A 21,624-nucleotide genomic window follows, 5' to 3' on the forward strand; every position below is an offset into this window, starting at 1 on the left:
CAATGCGTATCAGTACTCAGATGATGTACCAGCAGAATATGCGCGGCATCACCAACTCTCAGGCTGAATGGTTGAAATTTGGCGAGCAGATGTCAACGGGGAAACGCGTGAACAACCCGTCTGACGATCCGATTGCCGCATCACAGGCCGTGGTGCTTTCACAGGCTCAGGCACAGAACAGCCAATATACGCTGGCGCGTACTTTCGCGACGCAAAAAGTGTCACTGGAAGAGAACGTGTTAAGCCGGGCGACGACCGCTATTACCGCGGCACAGGAAAAAATTGTCAATGCTGGCAATGGGACATTGAGTGATGATAACCGGGCATCGTTGGCAACTGATTTGCAAGGGATCCGCGATCAGTTAATGAATCTGGCGAACAGTACCGACGGTAATGGTCGTTATATCTTTGGCGGCTACAAAACGGAAGCCCCACCATTTGCCCAGACTGATGGTGCCTATAGTGGTGGAACGCAAAATATTACCCAACAGGTCGATGCCGCTCGGTCAATGGTGATTGGTCATACCGGGGATAAGATTTTTGACTCGGTGACCAGCAACGCGGTTCCGGAGCCAGATGGAAGCAAGTCAGAAACGAACTTATTCGCCATGCTGGATTCCGCTATTGCGGCCCTGAATACGCCGATTGAAGGCGATGATGCGGCAAGAGATGCAGCCAAAGCAGCCATCGATAAATCCAACCGTGGTCTGAAGAACTCACTGAATAACGTGCTGTCTGTTCGTGCTGAACTCGGTACGCAACTCAGTGAACTTAGCGCTCTGGACTCGCTGGGGGCCGATCGCGCGTTGGGTCAAACGCAGCAGATGAGCAATCTGGTTGATGTTGACTGGAATGCGGCGATTTCTTCGTATGTTATGCAGCAGGCTGCGCTACAGGCATCGTATAAAACGTTTACCGATATGCAGGGAATGTCACTGTTCCAGCTCAACCGGTAACGATCCTTTTTGAAACATATCATGAAACTGGATATGTTTGTCTGCCCGCTCCACATACACCCCGGAGCGGGCATTTTTTTAGGCTGCAGTTGTCTGGCTAACAGGCAATTTACCGGTCAGTCTAATTACCAGCGCAACAACGCCGCTGAAAGTGGCCAGTGTCACCACGCCTTCCCAGTTTGCCAGCGCATAGGCCTGACTTCCGAGTACAGAACCCAGCGCCATGCCGATAAACACCATGGTAAATAGCAACGCATTCAGACGACCTCTTGCCTGAGGCTCCAGGCTATAAACCAGGTTCTGGTGGGCGACCAGGCTGGATTGCAGTCCGAGATCAAAGCCTATCGCTGACAGGGCAATCAGCAGCCACTGCCCCTGTACTGGCAGGGCCGGAAGCAAGAACATCAGGGCAAATGAAAGCGTGACTAACAGCGCCCCCAACTGTGTTACCCGTCCGGCACCTACTTTATCTGCCAGATGACCTGCCATAGGGGCTGCCAGCGCCCCGGCTGCCCCTGCAATACCAAATGCTCCCGCCATCGCACTGCCCATGTGGTAATGCTCAGAGAGCATAACCGCCAGTGTTGACCAGAAGGCGCTAAAGGCAATGGACAGGAAGCCCTGAGCCAACGCCGCCCTGCGCAGTGCAGGATAACGCTGCCACAGTTGCGCCATGGAGAACATTAATGCCGGATAACTCAGCGTGGAATGGACCGTAAAGCGGGGCAGCATTTTCCACATCAGTACGGCAATCACGGCAATACTGACGGCGGCAAGTTGATACATTTCCCGCCAGCCATAGGCTTCACCTACCATCCCGCTGATGGTCCGCGAGAGTAGGATCCCCAGCAGAAGACCGGTCATGACGGTACCTACTGTTTTTCCCTGCTTGCCCTCAGGCGCAAGGATGGCTGCGGCCGGCACGATATCCTGAGCCATGGTCGCTGCCATCCCCATCAGTAAGCTAACCAGCAGTAGCGAATGCAACTGACCGGTAAAGCTGCAGGCCAACAGCAGCGCGGCAAGAGAGACGCTTTTTAGCAGGATTAATGTCCGGCGGTCATAACGGTCGCCCAGCGGCAACAAAAACAAAATGCCCAGCGCGTATCCTGCCTGGGTGAGCGTTGGCACCAGCCCCATGCCGGTGACGCTTAAGGCCAGGTCCTGACCCATTAAAGGTAAAAGAGGCTGGGCATAATAGATTGCGGCAACGCTGAACCCAGCGCCCAGTGCCAGAACAAAAATAACCCAACGGGAAAGTGCGGTGTGTGTGTTCACAAATGATTCCTCAATCACGGGATGTGTGGCTATTTTTATCCTTCAACCGGTAGCACGGTAGCGAGCGCAGTGGTAAAACAGTTATACGTTACACGTATGAATAACGACTAAATGATAAAAACTGAACGTATAGATAGGGTGGAATTGATGCGCACGTTTGTGCGCATCGTCGAGGCCGGTTCGCTTTCAGCGGCGGCCAAGCAAATGGGCACCACCCAGGCAACCGTCAGTCGGCGGTTACAATCCCTTGAGACGCTGTTGGGCGTTAAGCTGATTATGCGTACCACCCATGCAATGAAGCTGACTGATGATGGTGAGCGAGGGTATCAGCATGCCAAACACATTATTGATGCCTGGCTGGCGCTGGAGGACGGACTGAACATCACGGAGGATGAACCGGTGGGGACGTTGCGGGTTCGGGCGCCACATGCGTTCGGCCAACAACAACTCCTTGAGCCGCTTCTGCAGTTCCTTTCCCGCTATCCACAGTTATCTGTTGAGTGGATGCTGAATGATAAGACCGTTGATTTTCTCAGCGACAATATCGACTGCGCTATCCGGGTTGGGGCTGAGGTTGATCCTGCTACGGTCTCGGTTTTACTGGCTGAAGTCCCGCGAAGTATGGTGGCAAGCCCTGAGCTTCTCGCGCAATTTGGGATTTTGACTCACCCTGAACAGCTATCGGCGCTGCCCTGGATCGCGGTAAATACATTTTATCAGCACAGCGTGTCGTTACTTCACCACCGGCGTAACGAAGCTATCACGTTAAATATTTCTCCCAGATTAAGTACCGACAGTATTTATGTCGCCAGAAATGCTGCACTTGCGGGGCTGGGGGTTACGCTTGTCTCAAGCTGGATGGTTGAAGACGATATCGCCAGCGGAAGATTGATTACGCTATTACCTGACTGGCATGCGTCGTCATTGCCCGTGCATTTGGTTTATCCCTGGGCTCGTTATTATCCAACCCGTTTACGCAAATTTCTGGCGTTGATGAAAGATGTTATGCCACAGGTAGCAGGGATGAGGGGCGTTCACGACGTATAAAAAAAGCCGACCCTGAGGTCGGCTTTTTCATTGCTTAGGACTTACTCAACAGACTGCGGTCGCGTTGCTGGCGCGGTTGCCTGATGGCTGGCACTGTGTCCGCCTGCAGCACCTTTGCCTTCAAAGGCGAATGCCGGGCGCTGCCACTCGCTATGACGCGGCGCTTCAGGCACATATTCCGGAGCCGGAGCGCGGGTCATCGGTGCGGTCGCATGGCTGTGAAGATGTTCTGCGTCAACACGGGTTGCGACAGCGTCAGACTTAACGACTGCAGTTTCGACGACAGGTGCTGCAACAACTTCTTGCGACGCTGCGACTTCTTCAACAACAGGCGCTGTTTCCACAACCTCGACAATCTCTTCAACCGCTTCAGGCTGGGAGACAACGACATCCGCAGGTTCTTCGATAACCGGTGAAGCCACAACTTCAGCCACAGGTTCGGCTTTCGCAGCGATCTCTTCGGCAACCGGTGCGTCAGACTCAGCGATAATTTGCGGTTGCTGCTCGACCGGAGTAGCAATAACTTCCGGATGCGTGGTTTCAACAACGACGGACTGCGTTTCCGCTACGCTAACATCGGATTGCGCGACGTCTGCCTGTGCAGGGACATCCACAATGTGCTCAACGACAGCTGCAGCGGCTTGAGGCTCTACTGCCACAGATGCGTTTTGTTCCAGCTCCAGTTTCTGTTCGCGCTGTTCTTCAACCTGCATGTCCTGAGTACGGGCAACAGGGTAGCTAATCCAGACTTTGCCGGACGCTAATTCCGGAGAAGCACAGGCAACCGTTAACGGCATCGGCGACTGAACCGGATAGCGTTCGTCACGATAGCGACGACGACGCTGCCCGCTTACGCGCAGATGGCGAGGAGAACGACGTGAGCGACGAGGCATACCGTTATTATCACGTGCTTCGTTGTTGTCTTCTTGCTCTGATGCAACGACTGCGGGTAAATCGACTTTAGCCAGTTCGGTACGTTGAGCCGGGGCGGACTGTTCAACAGATTGAGCAACGGCGGTTTCAGCAACAATGGCTGCGGTCGCCACTTCGGCGTCAACCGGCGCGCTGTCAGTGAATCGAACTTTCTGATTCAACTGACGCTGTTTACGACGAGTCTGCGGCTGACGCACGCGTTCTTCCTGCTCGGCATCCTGCACAGGTTGTTCAGCCTGGTTCAGCTCTTTAACTTCCTGCTGAGCCTGACGCTTGTCATCGTTACGACGGCGGTTGCGTTCGCGACGCGGAGCCTGCTGCTCATCGCCAGATTTCGCTTTGTCTGCAACGTCAGTAGTTTGCTGGCGGTTATCACGAGTTTCAGCAGTCTGCTGCTGCGCCTGACGACGATTACGACGATTTTCATCGCGGTTTTCGCCGTTTTCTGAACGCTCATTACGGTTGTCACGGTCACCACGGTTGTCACGATTATCACGACGCTCGTTACGGTCACGACGATTGTTCTGACGCGGTTTGCGACGATCCTGCTGGCGTTCCGTTTTCTCTTCAGCTTTCGGTGCCGGTTGTTCAACCGGTTTCACTTCTTCATTGCTACCAAAGATGGACTTCAGCGCGCCGAAGAAACGGCTAATCAAACCCGGCTGCGTAGCGACAGGTGCGGTCGCGGCAGCAGCTTTAGGCGCGGCAGCTTTCACGGCTGGCTCCTGCAGTGCAGGGGCAGGCGGAACATCAGGCATCGCGAAAGTGGCGAGTGCCGGTTGTTCAGGTTGCTTACGCTCAACGTATTCTTCTTCCGTCGGCAACGCCATCGCTTCTTCGTGCAGTTTCGGCAGCAGGTAGCTCAGGGTAGGCGTTTCTTCCCCTTTGCGTACACGCAGCACGGAGTAGTGCGGGGTTTCCATCTGATCGTTTGGCACGATCACACAGCGCACGCCGTTCTGACGCGTCTCGATGGCATTGACCGCGGTACGTTTTTCGTTAAGCAGGTAGGATGCGATCGGCACAGGAACAATAGCGTGAACTTCCTGCGTATTTTCTTTCAGCGCCTCTTCTTCGATCAGACGCAGAATAGACAGCGACAGTGATTCGTTATCACGTACGGTACCGGTGCCGGAGCAACGCGGGCAGACGTGGTGACTGGATTCACCCAGCGACGGGCTCAGACGCTGGCGGGACATTTCCAGCAGACCGAAGCGAGAAATATGGCTGATCTGAATACGCGCTCTGTCCTGGCGAACCGCTTCACGCAGACGGTTTTCTACCGCACGCTGGTGGCGAACCGGGGTCATATCGATAAAATCGATGACGATCAGGCCACCAAGGTCACGCAGACGCAACTGACGCGCAATTTCATCAGCAGCTTCAAGGTTAGTGTTAAACGCCGTTTCTTCAATATCGCCGCCGCGGGTTGCGCGAGCGGAGTTGATATCGATAGCAGTCAGCGCTTCAGTGCTGTCGATAACGATTGAGCCGCCGGAAGGCAGACGCACTTCACGTTGGAAGGCGGATTCAATCTGGGATTCAATCTGGTAGTGGCTGAACAGCGGGATTTCACCGGTGTACAGTTTGATTTTGCTGCTGAAATCCGGACGACCCAGCGCAGCGATGTGCTGACGCGCCATCTCCATGACTTTTGGGTTGTCGATGAGGATTTCGCCGATGTCCTGGCGCAGATAGTCGCGGAAGGCACGCACGATAACGTTGCTTTCCTGGTGGATCAGGAACGGGGCAGGACGGCTTTCAGCCGCTTTTTGAATGGCTTCCCAGTGTTTCAGACGGAAGCTCAGGTCCCACTGCAGTGCTTCGGCCGATTTACCGACACCCGCGGTACGTACGATAAGCCCCATGCCATCAGGCAGTTCGAGGCTTGCCAGCGCTTCTTTTAACTCGGTACGGTCATCGCCTTCAATGCGACGAGAGATACCGCCCGCACGCGGGTTGTTTGGCATCAAAACCAGATAGCTGCCTGCCAGACTGATAAAGGTTGTCAGTGCTGCGCCTTTATTTCCGCGCTCTTCTTTATCTATCTGAACGATAACTTCCTGACCTTCACGCAACACATCTTTAATGTTGGGGCGGCCATGGGAACTGTAGTTTGCAGGAAAATATTCGCGGGCAATTTCTTTTAACGGGAGGAAACCGTGACGTTCAGCGCCGTAATCAACAAAAGCAGCTTCCAGACTCGGTTCAATACGGGTAATTTTACCTTTATAGATGTTGGCTTTTTTCTGCTCGTGTCCAGGACTTTCGATATCCAGATCGTACAGACGCTGCCCATCTACAAGGGCGACACGCAACTCTTCCTGCTGAGTTGCGTTAATTAACATTCTTTTCATCGTAACTTACTCATTATTCTTACATTGACGACTAAGCTGCGGGCAGAGAAATGCCTTTCCGGGTGTGAACCGATGGCCTCGTGTCTATTCGCGTCGCCAACCTCACGGTTATCGTCAGCTCAAAGAGGCGCAGAGTGTCGGTTGCCTGTATTTCATACGGAAACACAGCGCAATTATCAGGGGAACAGTCTGGGTATTACTCTCCAGAGAAGCTTCCATTGTGCTTGTCGTCTTTCACGCTGTTGGTGCGTTGGCTTCATCTTCTCACCCCAGACACTTACAGGAGTAAGCTTCTGGGGGTTCCCAGACTTGCCGCCTTCCTACAACGCGAAATCCATAGAGCACTTACCGGTAAGGACTGCAACCCGCAGCCCGCTAACTGCCTGAAAGATCAATACGTCTTACGCCATTGCTGCGTTGATGATCGGTCGGGCAAAATTGGGTCATTCCGGAAAAGTTCTTGTTTTAACAAGATTCAACACGGAAACAAGCTCATTATTCCACTGCTAACCTTGTTATAGCAAGATGACTTTTGCCATTTATCACCCGGTTACTCACAGTTTTTACACTTCCGCCTGGTGATTGCTTTAATAACCACCAAATCGGTTCTGTCAAACTTAAGTAATCAGGTATAGCAGTTAATATAAGCATAGAAAAATGTGTGGCGCGAATCTTGATGGCTATTTAAAATCGGCCCCCATGAAAACAGAGACTCCAGCCGTAAAAATAGTTGCCATTACTGCCGATGAAGCAGGGCAACGCATCGACAACTTTTTGCGCACCCAGCTCAAAGGCGTGCCGAAAAGTATGATTTATCGCATTTTGCGTAAAGGCGAAGTGCGGGTGAATAAAAAACGCATCAAACCCGAGTACAAACTCGAAGACGGGGATATTGTGCGTATTCCGCCAGTGCGTGTCGCTGAGCGTGAAGAAGAAGCGATTTCTCCGAATTTGCAGAAGGTCGCTGCGCTGACGGATGTCATTTTGTATGAAGATGACCATATTTTGGTGCTTAACAAACCTTCTGGCACCGCCGTCCATGGCGGCAGCGGATTAAGCTTTGGTGTGATCGAAGGTTTACGTGCCTTACGTCCGGAAGCGCGTTTCCTTGAACTGGTGCATCGCCTGGACCGTGATACCTCCGGTGTGTTGCTGGTCGCCAAAAAGCGCTCGGCGCTGCGTTCACTGCATGAACAATTGCGTGAAAAAGGGATGCAAAAAGACTATCTGGCGCTGGTAAGGGGTCAGTGGCAATCGCATGTCAAAGCTGTGCAGGCACCTTTGTTAAAGAACATTCTGCAAAGCGGCGAGCGTATCGTGCGGGTAAATCAGGAAGGGAAACCGTCGGAAACCCGTTTTAAAGTGGAGGAGCGCTATGCGTTTGCCACGCTTGTGCGCTGCAGCCCCGTGACCGGACGCACGCACCAGATTCGTGTGCATACGCAATATGCCGGACATCCGATTGCTTTTGATGACCGCTATGGCGACCGTGAGTTCGATAAGCAACTGGCGGATACGGGGTTGAACCGTCTGTTTCTGCACGCTGCTGCGTTGAAGTTTACTCATCCCGGTACGGGTGAGGTTATGCGTGTTGAAGCGCCGATGGATAATCAACTGAAACGCTGCCTTGAGGTATTACGCAGCAAAGCCTGATGCGCGTTGCGATTTTATCGCGTTAAACCCGTAGGCCGGATAAGACGTTTACGTCGCGCCTGATGGCGCTGCGCTTATCAGGCCTACTTGATTACGCCTGTACAGGAGTTCTTTAATCAGGCGTTCAGCGGGTTCATGTCTTCCCTGCGCAGCATCTGACACAACGCGATCAGCGGCAAGCCAATCAGTGTGTTAGGATCGCGGCCCTCCAGACGCTCAAAGAGTGCAATACCTAACCCTTCACTTTTGAAACTACCTGCACAATGGAGCGGACGCTCTTTGCGCAGATAATCATCAATTTCCGCCTCGCTTAAATGACGGAAATGGACGTCAAAAGGTTCTACTTCAGTTTGTAAATGTCCGGTTGCAGAATTATACAGCGCCAGTCCGGTGTAAAACGTCACAATATTGCCACGGGCTTTGAGTAACTGTTGGCGCGCATTTTCTTCTGTTAATGGTTTGCCGGTTATTTCACCATCAAGAACACAAATTTGATCGGAGCCAATAATCAGATGCGAGGGATAACGGTGGGCGAGTGATTGTGCTTTTTGCTGCGCCAGTCGCAACACCAGATGACGCGGCGCCTCGCCTGGTAATGGTGTTTCATCAACCTCTGGTGCTGCGCATTCGAACGGAATTGCCAGTTTTTCGAGTAAAGCGCGACGCCAGGGAGAGGTGGAAGCAAGAATAAGTTGAGGCATATTTTTTCCCTCGCATATAGCGTATTGATGAGAGCCATTTTAAACTATGGACTTCGACCTACAAGCTGGCTGTAGTGGCTTGTCTTGAGCGATTTTAAGTCGATGACCCGCAATGTGTGCGAATTATTGGCAAAAGGCAACCACAGGCTGCCTTTTTCTTTGACTATATGACGTTACAAAGTTAATATGCGCGCCCTATGCAAAAGGTAAAATTACCCCTGACTCTTGATCCGGTTCGTACGGCTCAAAAACGCCTCGATTATGAAGGTATCTATACTTCTGATCTGGTTGAGCGCGTCGCCGATTCTGTAGTCAGTGTGGACAGTGATGTGGAATGCTCCATGTCGTTCGCTATCGATAACCAGCGTCTCGCCGTTATAACCGGTGATGCGAAGGTATCGGTTACGCTCGAATGTCAGCGTTGCGGGAAACCGTTCCCACTTCATGTTCACACAACATATTGTTTTAGTCCTGTCCGTTCTGACGAGCAGGCTGAAGCACTCCCGGAAGCGTATGAGCCGATTGAGGTTAACGAATTCGGTGAAATCGATCTGCTTGCAATGGTTGAAGATGAGATTATCCTCTCCTTGCCGGTAGTTCCGGTGCATGATTCTGAACACTGTGAAGTGTCCGAGGCGGACATGGTCTTTGGCAAATTGCCTGATGAAGCGCAAAAACCAAACCCATTTGCCGTATTAGCCAGCTTAAAGCGTAAGTAATTGAGGAGTAAGGTCCATGGCCGTACAACAGAATAAACCAACCCGTTCCAAACGTGGCATGCGTCGTTCTCATGACGCTCTGACCGCAGTCACCAGCCTGTCTGTAGACAAAACTTCTGGTGAACAACACCTGCGTCACCACATCACTGCCGACGGTTTCTACCGTGGCCGTAAGGTAATCGCTAAGTAATCACGCATGACTCAATGGCTTTCCCACCCCTGGTGAGAAAGACAAAGAGTGAACGCGTGATGAAGCTTAGTGAGGCTTTCCCCGGGTAACAGGGGAAACACCTAACCGGGCAGCGACGATACCTTGACACGTCTAACCCTGGCGTTAGATGTCATGGGGGGAGATTTTGGCCCTACCGTGACAGTGCCTGCAGCATTGCAGGCACTGAATTCTAATTCGCAACTCACACTTCTTTTAGTCGGGGATCCCGATACAATCACGCCATTACTTGCCAAAGCTGACTTCGAACAACGTTCGCGTCTGCAGATTATCCCTGCTCAGTCAGTTATTGCCAGTGATGCCCGGCCCTCGCAAGCTATTCGCGCCAGTCGTGGAAGCTCAATGCGTGTTGCCCTGGAGCTCGTGAAAGAAGGTCAGGCACAAGCTTGTGTCAGCGCCGGTAATACGGGCGCACTTATGGGACTTGCGAAGTTATTGCTCAAACCCCTTGAGGGGATTGAGCGTCCGGCGTTGGTGACGGTTTTACCACATCAGCAAAAGGGCAAAACGGTGGTGCTGGATTTGGGCGCCAACGTAGATTGTGATAGCACGATGTTGGTGCAATTTGCCGTCATGGGTTCCGTGCTGGCAGAAGAGGTTGTTGGCATTGCTAATCCTCGCGTAGCGTTACTCAACATCGGCGAAGAAGAAACGAAAGGTCTCGACAGTATTCGAGATGCTTCAGCTGTGCTAAAAACAATCCCTTCCATTAATTATATCGGCTATCTTGAAGCCAATGAGTTACTGACTGGCAAAACCGATGTGTTGGTCTGTGACGGCTTTACAGGTAATGTCACATTAAAGACGATGGAAGGTGTTGTCAGAATGTTCCTTTCACTGCTGAAATCTCAGGGTGAGGGCAAAAAACGGTCGTGGTGGCTGCTGTTATTAAAACGTTGGTTACAAAAAAGCCTGACAAGGCGATTTAGTCACCTCAACCCCGACCAGTATAATGGCGCCTGTCTGTTAGGATTGCGCGGCACGGTGATTAAGAGTCATGGTGCGGCCAATCAGCGAGCATTTGAAGTCGCGATTGAACAGGCAGTGCAGGCGGTGCAGCGACAAGTTCCTCAGCGAATTGCCGCTCGCCTGGAATCTGTATACCCAGCTGGATTCGAACTGCTGGACGGTGGCGAAAGCGCAACCTCACGAGCACACAGATAACGGTGCGTTTGTGAATGTGGCCAACGTATCAGCGATTTGCTCGTGGCGGTATATAACCTAAAAGTGACTGAGCGTACATGTATACGAAGATTATTGGTACTGGCAGCTATCTGCCTGAACAAGTGCGTACTAACGCCGATTTGGAAAAAATGGTTGAGACATCTGATGAGTGGATCGTCACTCGTACAGGTATCCGTGAACGCCATATTGCAGCGCCAAATGAAACAGTTGCGACGATGGGCTTTGCCGCCGCAAACCGTGCGATTGAAATGGCGGGCATCGACAAAGAGCAAATTGGTCTGATTGTGGTTGCTACCACATCATCCACTCACGCATTTCCAAGCGCGGCGTGCCAGATCCAAAGTATGCTAGGGATCAAAGGCTGTCCGGCGTTTGACGTTGCAGCCGCTTGCGCTGGTTTCACTTACGCCCTGAGCGTTGCCGACCAGTATGTTAAATCTGGCGCAGTTAAGCATGCTCTGGTCGTTGGTTCTGATGTTCTGGCGCGCACCTGTGATCCAACCGATCGCGGAACGATCATCATTTTCGGTGATGGGGCGGGCGCGGTTGTACTGAGCGCATCAGAAGAGCCAGGCATTCTCTCCACGCATCTGCACGCTGACGGTCGCTATGGCGAACTGTTGACGCTGCCTAACGCCGATCGCGTGAGCCCAGAAAACCCGATTCATCTGACGATGGCGGGTAACGAAGTATTTAAAGTCGCGGTGACCGAGCTTGCGCACATCGTTGATGAAACGCTGGAAGCCAATAATCTCGACCGTTCTGCGCTGGACTGGCTGGTACCGCATCAGGCTAACCTGCGCATTATCAGCGCGACGGCGAAAAAGCTGGGTATGTCGATGGATAATGTTGTCGTGACGCTCGACAGACATGGTAATACCTCTGCTGCCTCCGTACCGTGCGCGCTGGACGAAGCCGTCCGCGACGGGCGTATTAAAGCTGGGCAGTTGATATTGCTTGAAGCCTTCGGGGGTGGATTCACCTGGGGCTCCGCGCTGGTTCGTTTCTAGTATAAGGATTTAAACATGACGCAATTTGCATTTGTGTTTCCGGGGCAGGGTTCCCAGACCGTTGGGATGTTGTCTGAAATGGCAGCAAACTACCCAATTGTTGAAGAAACATTTGCTGAAGCATCAGCTGCGCTGGGCTATGATCTGTGGGCGTTGACTCAGCAGGGTCCGGCAGAAGAACTGAACAAAACCTGGCAGACGCAGCCAGCGCTGTTGACCGCATCTGTCGCGCTGTATCGCGTATGGCAGCAGCAGGGTGGTAAAACGCCTGCGCTGATGGCAGGTCACAGCCTGGGTGAATACTCTGCGCTGGTATGTGCGGGTGTTTTCGGTTTTGCCGATGCCGTACGTTTGGTTGAACTGCGTGGCAAATTTATGCAGGAAGCCGTACCGGAAGGCACAGGTGGCATGTCTGCTATCATCGGTCTGGATGATGCCGCTATCGCGAAAGCGTGCGAAGAGTCTGCTGAAGGTCAGGTGGTTTCACCGGTAAACTTTAACTCACCGGGTCAGGTGGTTATTGCCGGGCACAAAGAAGCTGTAGAGCGTGCAGGTGCAGCTTGTAAAGCTGCTGGCGCTAAGCGTGCGTTACCGTTACCGGTTAGCGTTCCATCTCACTGTGCGCTCATGAAGCCTGCAGCCGAGAAACTGGCTGTTGAACTGCAAAAAATTACCTTTAACACGCCGACTGTTTCCGTTGTGAACAACGTTGACGTGAAGTGCGAAACCACTGCCGATGCTATCCGCGATGCGCTGGTTCGTCAGCTTTATAGCCCGGTTCAGTGGACTAAAACCGTTGAATTTATGGCATCCCAGGGCGTAGAGCACCTGTATGAAGTCGGTCCGGGTAAAGTTCTGACCGGTTTGACGAAACGTATTGTTGACACCCTGACTGCTTCGGCACTGAATGAGCCGGCGGCACTGTCTGCGGCGCTAGAGCAATAAAAGAGGAAGACCATGAGTTTTGAAGGAAAAATCGCGCTGGTTACCGGTGCAAGCCGTGGCATTGGCCGCGCAATTGCTGAGACACTCGTTGCCCGTGGCGCGAAAGTTATCGGTACTGCTACCAGCGAAAGCGGCGCGCAGGCCATTAGCGATTATTTAGGTGCAAATGGTAAAGGTCTGATGTTGAATGTGACCGATCCTGCATCTATCGAATCTGTTCTGGAAAATATTCGCGCAGAATTTGGTGAAGTCGATATCCTGGTCAATAATGCCGGGATTACTCGTGATAACCTGTTAATGCGCATGAAAGATGACGAGTGGAACGATATCATCGAAACCAACCTGTCATCTGTTTTCCGTCTGTCAAAAGCGGTAATGCGAGCTATGATGAAAAAGCGTCATGGGCGTATTATCACTATCGGTTCTGTGGTTGGTACCATGGGAAATGCGGGTCAGGCTAACTACGCTGCGGCGAAAGCGGGTCTGATCGGCTTCAGTAAATCACTGGCGCGCGAAGTTGCGTCTCGTGGCATTACTGTAAACGTTGTTGCTCCGGGCTTTATTGAAACGGACATGACGCGTGCGCTGTCTGATGATCAGCGTGCGGGTATTCTGGCGCAGGTTCCTGCGGGTCGCCTTGGCGGCGCTCAGGAAATCGCCAGTGCGGTTGCATTTTTAGCTTCTGACGAAGCAAGTTACATCACAGGTGAGACTTTGCACGTCAACGGCGGGATGTACATGGTTTAACCACGATTGAAAAATATTTGCGTTATTAGGGTGAATGGCCTCAAAATAGCGCAAAATCGTGGTAAGACCTGCCGGGATTTAGTTGCAAATTTTTCAACATTTTATACACTACGAAAACCATCGCGAAAGCGAGTTTTGATAGGAAATTTAAGAGTATGAGCACTATCGAAGAACGCGTTAAGAAAATTATCGGCGAACAGCTGGGCGTTAAGCAGGAAGAAGTAACCAACAATGCTTCCTTCGTTGAAGACCTGGGCGCGGATTCTCTTGACACCGTTGAGCTGGTAATGGCTCTGGAAGAAGAGTTTGATACTGAGATTCCGGACGAAGAAGCTGAGAAAATCACTACCGTTCAGGCTGCCATTGATTACATCAACGGCCACCAGGCGTAAGTGAACATCTCCAGGCGGTCATTCGACCGCCTGAGTTTTATCTTTTTTTCCCACTTGAATTATTTTTCCCTCCCTGGAGGACAACCGTGTCTAAGCGTCGTGTAGTTGTGACCGGACTGGGCATGTTGTCTCCTGTCGGCAATACCGTAGAGTCTACCTGGAAAGCTCTCCTTGCCGGTCAGAGTGGCATCAGCCTGATCGACCATTTCGATACTAGCGCCTATGCAACGAAATTTGCTGGCTTAGTAAAGGATTTTAACTGTGAAGACATTATCTCGCGCAAAGAACAGCGCAAGATGGATGCTTTCATTCAATATGGAATTGTCGCTGGCGTTCAGGCCATGCAGGATTCTGGCCTCGAAATAACGGAAGAGAACGCCCACCGTATTGGCGCCGCTATCGGCTCTGGTATTGGCGGTCTCGGTCTTATTGAAGAAAACCATACCTCTCTGGTAAATGGTGGACCGCGTAAGATCAGCCCGTTCTTCGTTCCGTCGACGATTGTTAACATGGTGGCAGGTCACCTGACCATCATGTACGGCCTGCAAGGGCCAAGCATCTCCATCGCGACCGCCTGTACTTCAGGCGTACATAACATCGGTCATGCTGCACGTATCATTGCATACGGCGATGCGGACGCGATGGTTGCGGGTGGTGCAGAAAAAGCCAGTACGCCGCTGGGCGTGGGTGGTTTTGGCGCGGCACGTGCGCTGTCTACACGTAATGATAACCCGCAAGCGGCAAGCCGTCCGTGGGACAAAGAACGTGATGGCTTTGTGCTGGGCGACGGCGCAGGCATGGTTGTACTGGAAGAGTACGAACATGCGAAAGCGCGCGGTGCAAAAATCTATGCTGAAGTCGTTGGCTTCGGTATGAGCAGTGATGCTTACCACATGACGTCACCACCGGAAAACGGTGCAGGCGCTGCGCTGGCAATGGTCAACGCGCTGCGTGATGCGGCTATCGAAGCGGGTCAGATTGGCTATGTCAACGCGCATGGTACGTCTACGCCTGCAGGCGATAAAGCAGAAACCCAGGCCGTGAAATCGGTGTTTGGTGATGCTGCACGTAGCGTGATGGTTAGTTCAACCAAATCCATGACCGGACACCTGTTGGGTGCTGCGGGCGCGGTAGAGTCTATTTTCTCTATCCTGGCGCTGCGCGATCAGGCTATTCCGCCAACCATCAACCTGGATAACCCGGATGAAGGTTGTGACCTGGACTTCGTACCTCACGAAGCGCGTCAGGTTAGTGGTCTGGAGTATGCGCTGTGTAACTCCTTTGGCTTCGGTGGTACCAACGGCTCTTTGATCTTTAAAAAGATTTAAGCCCGTTAGGTGATGCGCTAGCATCGATAGCAAATTGAAAAGGTCCGCTTGTCGGGCCTTTTTTTATTCGGTTTTCCGCCCTTGTCCTGTGTTACTCATCCTGCCAAACTAGCGGACCAGAAATAAGGAGCCACCATGTTCTTAATTAATGGCTGCGAGCAAAATATGCTGGCAGCAAGCGATCGAGCGACCCAATTTGGTGATGGCTGTTTTACCACTGCCTGTATTATCGACGGCGAAATCCCTCTCTTTGCAGCGCATCTTGAGCGTTTACAAGACGCTTGCCAAAAACTACTGATCTCTTTTGAAAATTGGTCCGAGCTGCAAAATGAAATGAAAATGCTGGCGAAAAGGCACGTACGCGGGGTGTTGAAAGTGATTATCAGCCGTGGCAGTGGAGGCCGGGGTTACAGTGGCAAAAGTTGTCACAGCGCCACACGTATCCTCTCCGTTTCAGCCTGGCCCGATCATTACGATCGTTGGCGGCAAGAGGGGATTTCGCTGGCGCTAAGCCCAGTGCGACTGGGGCGTAATCCACTGCTTGCCGGACTTAAGCATCTGAATCGACTGGAGCAGGTGTTGATTCGCTCTCATCTTGAACAGACAGACGCAGATGAAGCACTGGTTCTTGACAGCGAGGGATGGGTTACGGAATGCTGTGCGGCTAACTTGTTTTGGCGTAAAGGTGATGTGGTTTACACGCCTCGCCTGGATCAGGCCGGAGTAAACGGCATTATGCGACAATTCTGTATCCGGATGCTGGCACAATCGCCATTCAGTATTGTCGAAGTGTATGCCGGGTTGGAGGAGGTTATGCAGGCTGATGAAATCGTCGTCTGTAACGCGTTAATGCCCATTATTCCCGTGCGTGCCTGTGGCGACACATTGCTGTCTTCACGTTTGTTATTCGATTTTTTAGCCCCACTTTGTGAGCACCCGAATTAGTCATGAAAAAACTGTTACTCGTTGTCCTGTTATTGCTGGTTGTGCTGGGCATTGCCGCGGGAGTGGGAATGTGGAAAGTTCGCCATCTGGCGGACAGTAAATTATTGATTAAAGAAGAGACGATTTTTACGCTGAAAGCGGGGACGGGCCGCCTGGCCCTTGGCGAACAGCTGTATGCGGACAAGGTTATTAACCGTCCGCGCGTGTTCCAGTGGCTGCTGCGTGTGGAACCCGACCTGTCGCATTTTAAGGCCGGAACCTACCGTTTTACACCCGACATGACGGTTCGGGATATGCTGCAACTGCTGGAAAGCGGCAAAGAGGCGCAGTTCCCGTTACGTCTGGTTGAAGGGATGCGCCTAAGCGATTACCTGAAACAGCTGCGCGATGCCCCGTATATCAAACATACGTTAAGCGACGATAGCTATGAGACCGTAGCCCAGGCGCTGAAGCTGGAAAACCCGCAATGGGTGGAAGGTTGGTTCTGGCCAGATACCTGGATGTATACCGCCAATACTACTGACGTAGCGTTGCTAAAACGCGCGCATCAGAAAATGGTTAAAGCGGTGGATACTGTCTGGGAAGGGCGCGCTGATGGCCTGCCTTATCAGGACAAAAATCAGCTGGTAACCATGGCTTCTATTATTGAAAAAGAGACTGCGGTTGCCAGCGAGCGTGACCAGGTGGCTTCGGTGTTTATTAACCGCTTACGTATTGGCATGCGTTTACAAACCGATCCGACGGTGATTTACGGTATGGGGTCACGGTATAATGGCAAATTATCGCGTGCGGATCTGGAAATGCCGACAGCCTATAACACTTATACCATCACAGGTTTGCCGCCGGGCCCGATTGCCATGCCGGGTGAGGCTTCGTTGCAGGCCGCAGCGCATCCGGCCAAAACGCCGTATCTCTATTTCGTGGCTGACGGTAAAGGCGGCCACACGTTTAACACTAATCTTGTCAGCCACAACCGCTCCGTGCAGGATTATCTGAAAGTGCTTAAGGAAAAAAATGGGCAGTAACTATATCGTTATCGAGGGCCTGGAAGGCGCCGGAAAAACTACTGCGCGTAATGTGGTGGTAGAGACTCTTGAGCAACTCGGGATTCGCGACATGGTATTTACCCGCGAGCCCGGTGGAACGCAGCTTGCGGAGAAATTAAGAAGTCTGGTGTTGGACATTAAATCGGTCGGCGATGAGGTGATTACCGATAAAGCCGAAGTCCTGATGTTTTATGCCGCGCGCGTACAACTGGTTGAAACGGTGATTAAGCCGGCGCTGGCAAAAGGCGCATGGATTATTGGCGATCGTCACGATCTGTCGACCCAGGCGTATCAGGGCGGCGGTCGTGGCATCGATCAACACATGCTGGCAACACTGCGTGATGCCGTGCTTGGTGATTTTCGCCCTGACCTGACTCTGTATCTGGATGTGACACCTGAGGTAGGACTAAAACGCGCTCGAGCACGTGGCGAACTGGATCGTATTGAACAGGAGTCTTTCGATTTCTTTAATCGCACCCGCGCACGCTACCTTGAACTGGCTGCCCAAGACGCCAGCATTCGTACAATTGATGCAACACAGCCGCTTGATGTCGTGATGGAGGATATCCGCACTACCATCACCGAGTGGGTGAAGGAGCAGGGCGCATGAAATGGTATCCATGGTTACGACCGGATTTTGAAAAACTGGTAGCCAGCTACCAGGCGGGTCGTGGTCACCATGCGCTACTGATTCAGGCGTTACCCGGCATGGGTGACGACGCGCTGATTTACGCTCTTAGCCGCTATTTAATGTGCCAGCAGCCAGAAGGACATAAAAGCTGCGGACAGTGCCGTGGCTGTCAATTGATGCAGGCAGGTACACACCCGGACTACTATTCGTTGCTGCCGGAAAAAGGCAAAAGTACGCTGGGTATTGATGCGGTACGTGAAGTCAGCGAGAAGCTGTACGAGCATTCACGCCTTGGCGGTGCGAAAGTGGTGTGGATCCCGGATGCCGCTCAGTTAACCGATGCCGCCGCCAATGCGTTGCTGAAAACGCTGGAAGAACCGCCCGCGCAAACCTGGTTTTTCCTTGCCAGCACAGAGCCAGCTCGCCTGCTGGCGACATTACGTAGCCGCTGCCGGTTACACCATCTTGCGCCGCCGCCTGAGTCGTATGCAATTTCCTGGCTTGCCCGTGAAGTAACAGCGTCGTCAGAAGCGTTGTTGAGCGCGTTACGACTTAGTGCAGGTGCGCCCGGTGCGGCACTCTCGCTGTTACAGGCGGAAAGCTGGGCGCACCGGACCGACTTCTGTGCGGCACTGGCGAACACATTGCAGTCCGACGACTGGTATATCCTGTTGGCAGCACTCAACCATGAGCAAGCTGCGACCCGTTTACAGTGGCTGGCAACGTTGTTTACAGATGCCCTCAAACGTCCGTATGGTGTTGCCCATTTAACCAATCCTGATGCTCTGACGTTGATATCGTCCATCGCTGAGCGGTTATCCGTCGCGCAGATACAGGCGATACTCGGTGACGTTTGTCACTGTCGTCAGCAATTGCTGAACGTGACAGGCGTAAACCGTGAACTGGTATTAACCGATCTTATTCTCCGTACTGAGCATTATCTGCAACCAGGCACCATACTGCCTGTTCCCCATCTTTGAGAGAGACATTATGTTTTTAGTCGACTCGCACTGCCATCTTGATGGCCTGGATTATCAATCTCTGCATAAGGACGTGGATGACGTGCTGGCGAAAGCGGCCGCACGCGATGTGAAATTCTGCCTTGCCGTTGCCACCACGCTACCGGGGTATCGCAGTATGCGCGAACTGGTTGGTGAGCGTGACAATGTGGTTTTCTCATGTGGTGTTCATCCGCTAAACCAGGATGAAACCTATGATGTCGAGGATTTGCGTCGTTTTGCCGCCGAAGAGGGCGTAGTTGCGATGGGTGAAACGGGGTTGGACTATTTTTACACCCCGGAAACTAAAGTTCGCCAACAGGAATCATTCATCCACCACATCCAGATTGGCCGTGAGTTACACAAGCCGGTTATTGTTCATACCCGCGATGCGCGTGCTGATACGCTGTCAATTCTGCGCGAAGAAAAAGTGACGGATTGTGGCGGCGTACTACACTGTTTTACAGAGGACAGGGAAACTGCGGGTAAATTGCTGGATCTCGGATTTTATATCTCGTTTTCTGGCATCGTCACGTTCCGTAATGCTGAACAGCTTCGTGATGCGGCGCGTTATGTTCCGCTGGATCGTTTGTTAGTTGAGACTGATTCCCCATACCTTGCGCCCGTGCCGCATCGCGGAAAAGAGAATCAGCCAGCCATGGTTCGTGATGTCGCCGAGTACATGGCCGTATTGAAAGGTGTTGCCGTTGAAGAACTGGCGCAAATCACCACAGATAACTTTGCCCGCCTGTTTCACATCGACGCCTCTCGCCTGCAATCAGTACGCTAACTGAGTTTTTTTAAAGCTCGTAATTAATAAACAAAGCGAGTAAAGTTCACCGCCATTAAATGGGCGGTGAATAACCAGTTGGAAACATTCAGATACTCATTTTATCGGAATGTGCGAGTTTTTCGGCCATCCACAGCTGAATTGTGATAGCCGTCAAACAAAAACGAACTGAATTATTTTACTCTGTGTAATAAATAAAGGGTACTTAGATACCCTGTCCACGGCGAGGTTCTCCCCCCTCGCCAATGCGTGAGAACGTAGAAAAGCACAAATACTCAGGAGCACTCCTAATTATGTTTAAGAATGCATTTGCTAACCTGCAAAAGGTCGGTAAATCGCTGATGCTGCCGGTATCCGTACTCCCTATCGCAGGTATCCTGCTGGGCGTCGGTTCCGCTAACTTCAGCTGGCTGCCAGCCGTTGTATCGCACGTAATGGCAGAAGCCGGCGGTTCTGTTTTTGCGAACATGCCGCTGATTTTCGCTATCGGTGTTGCGTTAGGCTTCACCAACAACGACGGCGTATCCGCTCTGGCATCCGTTGTTGCTTACGGCATCATGGTCAAGACCATGGCTGTTGTTGCGCCGTTGGTTCTGCATTTACCTGCTGAAGAGATCGCCGCTAAACACCTTGCTGATACGGGTGTTCTCGGGGGGATTATCTCCGGTGCGATTGCAGCGTATATGTTCAACCGCTTCTACCGTATCAAATTGCCTGAGTATCTGGGCTTCTTTGCCGGTAAGCGCTTCGTTCCTATTATTTCTGGTCTGGCTGCCATCTTCACAGGTGTGGTTCTGTCCTTCATTTGGCCGCCGATCGGTACTGCTATTCAGACGTTCTCCCAGTGGGCTGCATACCAGAACCCGGTCGTGGCGTTCGGTATCTATGGCTTCATTGAACGCTGCCTGGTGCCGTTTGGTCTGCACCATATCTGGAACGTTCCATTCCAGATGCAGATCGGTGAATACACCAACGCTGCGGGCCAGGTATTCCACGGCGACATCCCTCGCTATATGGCGGGTGACCCGACTGCGGGCAAACTGTCCGGTGGCTTCCTGTTCAAAATGTACGGTCTGCCGGCTGCTGCTATCGCTATCTGGCATTCTGCTAAACCAGAAAACCGCGCGAAAGTGGGCGGTATCATGATCTCCGCTGCGTTGACCTCGTTCCTGACCGGTATTACCGAGCCGATCGAGTTCTCCTTCATGTTCGTGGCGCCGATCCTGTACATCATCCACGCTATCCTGGCTGGTCTGGCATTCCCGATTTGTATTCTGCTGGGTATGCGCGACGGTACATCATTCTCCCACGGTCTGATCGACTTTATCGTTCTGTCCGGTAACAGCAGCAAACTGTGGCTGTTCCCGATTGTCGGTATCGGTTATGCGATCGTGTACTACACCATTTTCCGTGTGTTGATCAAAGCGCTGGACCTGAAAACGCCGGGTCGTGAAGATGCGACTGAAGACAACAAAGCGGGCGCGACTGGCGAAATGGCGCCGGCCCTGGTTGCCGCGTTCGGCGGTAAAGAAAACATCACTAACCTCGATGCGTGCATCACGCGTCTGCGCGTCAGCGTTGCTGATGTTGCCAAAGTGGATCAGGCTGGCCTGAAGAAACTGGGTGCGGCGGGCGTTGTTGTCGCGGGTTCTGGTGTTCAGGCTATTTTCGGTACCAAGTCCGATAACCTGAAAACTGAAATGGATGAGTACATCCGTAACAGCTAAGCAGTAA

At 52.3% G+C, this 21,624-nt stretch carries 20 protein-coding genes; 17 read left to right on the forward strand and 3 right to left on the reverse strand.

Annotated features, from left to right (window positions below):
• Positions 1–2: 2 nt before the first annotated feature.
• Complete coding sequence (gene flgL / locus G8S19_RS08130; protein ID WP_048211231.1) at positions 3–956, forward strand: flagellar hook-associated protein FlgL; 954 nt, start codon at positions 3–5, stop codon at positions 954–956.
• A 78-nt stretch (positions 957–1,034) separates the two neighbouring features.
• On the opposite strand, the gene G8S19_RS08135 is transcribed toward flgL, so the two are convergent.
• On the reverse strand, positions 1,035–2,234 hold the full coding sequence (locus G8S19_RS08135; RefSeq protein WP_124022149.1) for an MFS transporter: 1,200 nt from the start codon (positions 2,232–2,234) through the stop codon (positions 1,035–1,037).
• A 111-nt stretch (positions 2,235–2,345) separates the two neighbouring features.
• Between G8S19_RS08135 and G8S19_RS08140 the strand changes: the two genes are divergently transcribed.
• On the forward strand, positions 2,346–3,281 hold the full coding sequence (locus tag G8S19_RS08140) for a LysR family transcriptional regulator (RefSeq protein WP_048211232.1): 936 nt from the start codon (positions 2,346–2,348) through the stop codon (positions 3,279–3,281).
• 41 nt (positions 3,282–3,322) lie between these two features.
• On the opposite strand, the gene rne is transcribed toward G8S19_RS08140, so the two are convergent.
• Complete coding sequence (rne, locus tag G8S19_RS08145; RefSeq protein ID WP_126320161.1) at positions 3,323–6,571, reverse strand: ribonuclease E; 3,249 nt, start codon at positions 6,569–6,571, stop codon at positions 3,323–3,325.
• A gap of 699 nt (positions 6,572–7,270) precedes the next feature.
• On the opposite strand from rne, the gene rluC reads away from it, so the two are divergent.
• Positions 7,271–8,224, forward strand: a complete 954-nt coding sequence (gene rluC / locus G8S19_RS08150) for a 23S rRNA pseudouridine(955/2504/2580) synthase RluC (protein ID WP_167469975.1) — start codon at positions 7,271–7,273, stop codon at positions 8,222–8,224.
• 116 nt (positions 8,225–8,340) lie between these two features.
• Here rluC and G8S19_RS08155 read toward each other — a convergent pair whose 3' ends face one another.
• Positions 8,341–8,925, reverse strand: a complete 585-nt coding sequence (locus G8S19_RS08155) for a nucleoside triphosphate pyrophosphatase (RefSeq protein WP_124022146.1) — start codon at positions 8,923–8,925, stop codon at positions 8,341–8,343.
• Positions 8,926–9,122: 197 nt separating this feature from the next.
• Here G8S19_RS08155 and yceD point away from each other — a divergent pair, with 197 nt between their 5' ends.
• The 14 genes from yceD (at position 9,123) to ptsG (ending at position 21,617) form a co-directional block, all read left to right on the forward strand.
• Positions 9,123–9,644, forward strand: coding sequence for a 23S rRNA accumulation protein YceD (gene yceD / locus G8S19_RS08160; RefSeq protein ID WP_124022145.1), 522 nt, complete (start codon positions 9,123–9,125; stop codon positions 9,642–9,644).
• A gap of 16 nt (positions 9,645–9,660) precedes the next feature.
• Entirely contained in the window at positions 9,661–9,834 is a 174-nt protein-coding gene (gene rpmF / locus G8S19_RS08165) for a 50S ribosomal protein L32 (RefSeq protein ID WP_003036242.1), read from the forward strand.
• A 123-nt stretch (positions 9,835–9,957) separates the two neighbouring features.
• Complete coding sequence (gene plsX, locus G8S19_RS08170) at positions 9,958–11,037, forward strand: phosphate acyltransferase PlsX (RefSeq protein WP_003846798.1); 1,080 nt, start codon at positions 9,958–9,960, stop codon at positions 11,035–11,037.
• A 77-nt stretch (positions 11,038–11,114) separates the two neighbouring features.
• A complete protein-coding gene (fabH, locus tag G8S19_RS08175) occupies positions 11,115–12,068 on the forward strand; it encodes a beta-ketoacyl-ACP synthase III (RefSeq protein WP_253686420.1) in 954 nt (317 codons plus the stop codon).
• Positions 12,069–12,083: 15 nt separating this feature from the next.
• Positions 12,084–13,013 (forward strand): ACP S-malonyltransferase, encoded by a 930-nt coding sequence (fabD, locus tag G8S19_RS08180; RefSeq protein ID WP_124022144.1) that lies wholly within the window; start codon positions 12,084–12,086, stop codon positions 13,011–13,013.
• A gap of 12 nt (positions 13,014–13,025) precedes the next feature.
• Positions 13,026–13,760: a 3-oxoacyl-ACP reductase FabG gene (fabG, locus tag G8S19_RS08185; RefSeq protein ID WP_003036255.1), complete on the forward strand. Its 735-nt coding sequence runs from the start codon at positions 13,026–13,028 to the stop codon at positions 13,758–13,760.
• A 155-nt stretch (positions 13,761–13,915) separates the two neighbouring features.
• On the forward strand, positions 13,916–14,152 hold the full coding sequence (acpP, locus tag G8S19_RS08190; RefSeq protein ID WP_000103754.1) for an acyl carrier protein: 237 nt from the start codon (positions 13,916–13,918) through the stop codon (positions 14,150–14,152).
• Between the two features lie 86 nt (positions 14,153–14,238).
• Positions 14,239–15,480, forward strand: coding sequence for a beta-ketoacyl-ACP synthase II (fabF, locus tag G8S19_RS08195; protein ID WP_124022143.1), 1,242 nt, complete (start codon positions 14,239–14,241; stop codon positions 15,478–15,480).
• Between the two features lie 135 nt (positions 15,481–15,615).
• Positions 15,616–16,425, forward strand: coding sequence for an aminodeoxychorismate lyase (pabC, locus tag G8S19_RS08200; protein ID WP_124022142.1), 810 nt, complete (start codon positions 15,616–15,618; stop codon positions 16,423–16,425).
• Positions 16,426–16,427: 2 nt separating this feature from the next.
• The gene (gene yceG, locus G8S19_RS08205; protein ID WP_124022141.1) at positions 16,428–17,450 is read left to right on the forward strand and encodes a cell division protein YceG; all 1,023 of its coding nucleotides are present in this window, start codon (positions 16,428–16,430) and stop codon (positions 17,448–17,450) included.
• Complete coding sequence (tmk, locus tag G8S19_RS08210) at positions 17,440–18,081, forward strand: dTMP kinase (protein ID WP_124022140.1); 642 nt, start codon at positions 17,440–17,442, stop codon at positions 18,079–18,081. The genes yceG and tmk overlap by 11 nt, the downstream gene beginning before the upstream one ends.
• Positions 18,078–19,082, forward strand: coding sequence for a DNA polymerase III subunit delta' (holB, locus tag G8S19_RS08215; RefSeq protein WP_253686422.1), 1,005 nt, complete (start codon positions 18,078–18,080; stop codon positions 19,080–19,082). The genes tmk and holB overlap by 4 nt, the downstream gene beginning before the upstream one ends.
• Positions 19,083–19,092: 10 nt before the next feature.
• A complete protein-coding gene (locus G8S19_RS08220; RefSeq protein ID WP_101742067.1) occupies positions 19,093–19,890 on the forward strand; it encodes a metal-dependent hydrolase in 798 nt (265 codons plus the stop codon).
• A gap of 293 nt (positions 19,891–20,183) precedes the next feature.
• On the forward strand, positions 20,184–21,617 hold the full coding sequence (gene ptsG / locus G8S19_RS08225; RefSeq protein ID WP_005128998.1) for a PTS glucose transporter subunit IIBC: 1,434 nt from the start codon (positions 20,184–20,186) through the stop codon (positions 21,615–21,617).
• Positions 21,618–21,624: the final 7 nt, after the last annotated feature.

This window comes from Citrobacter sp. SX206 (genome assembly GCF_024181025.1).
In the GTDB taxonomy this organism is placed as follows: domain Bacteria; phylum Pseudomonadota; class Gammaproteobacteria; order Enterobacterales; family Enterobacteriaceae; genus Citrobacter; species Citrobacter youngae.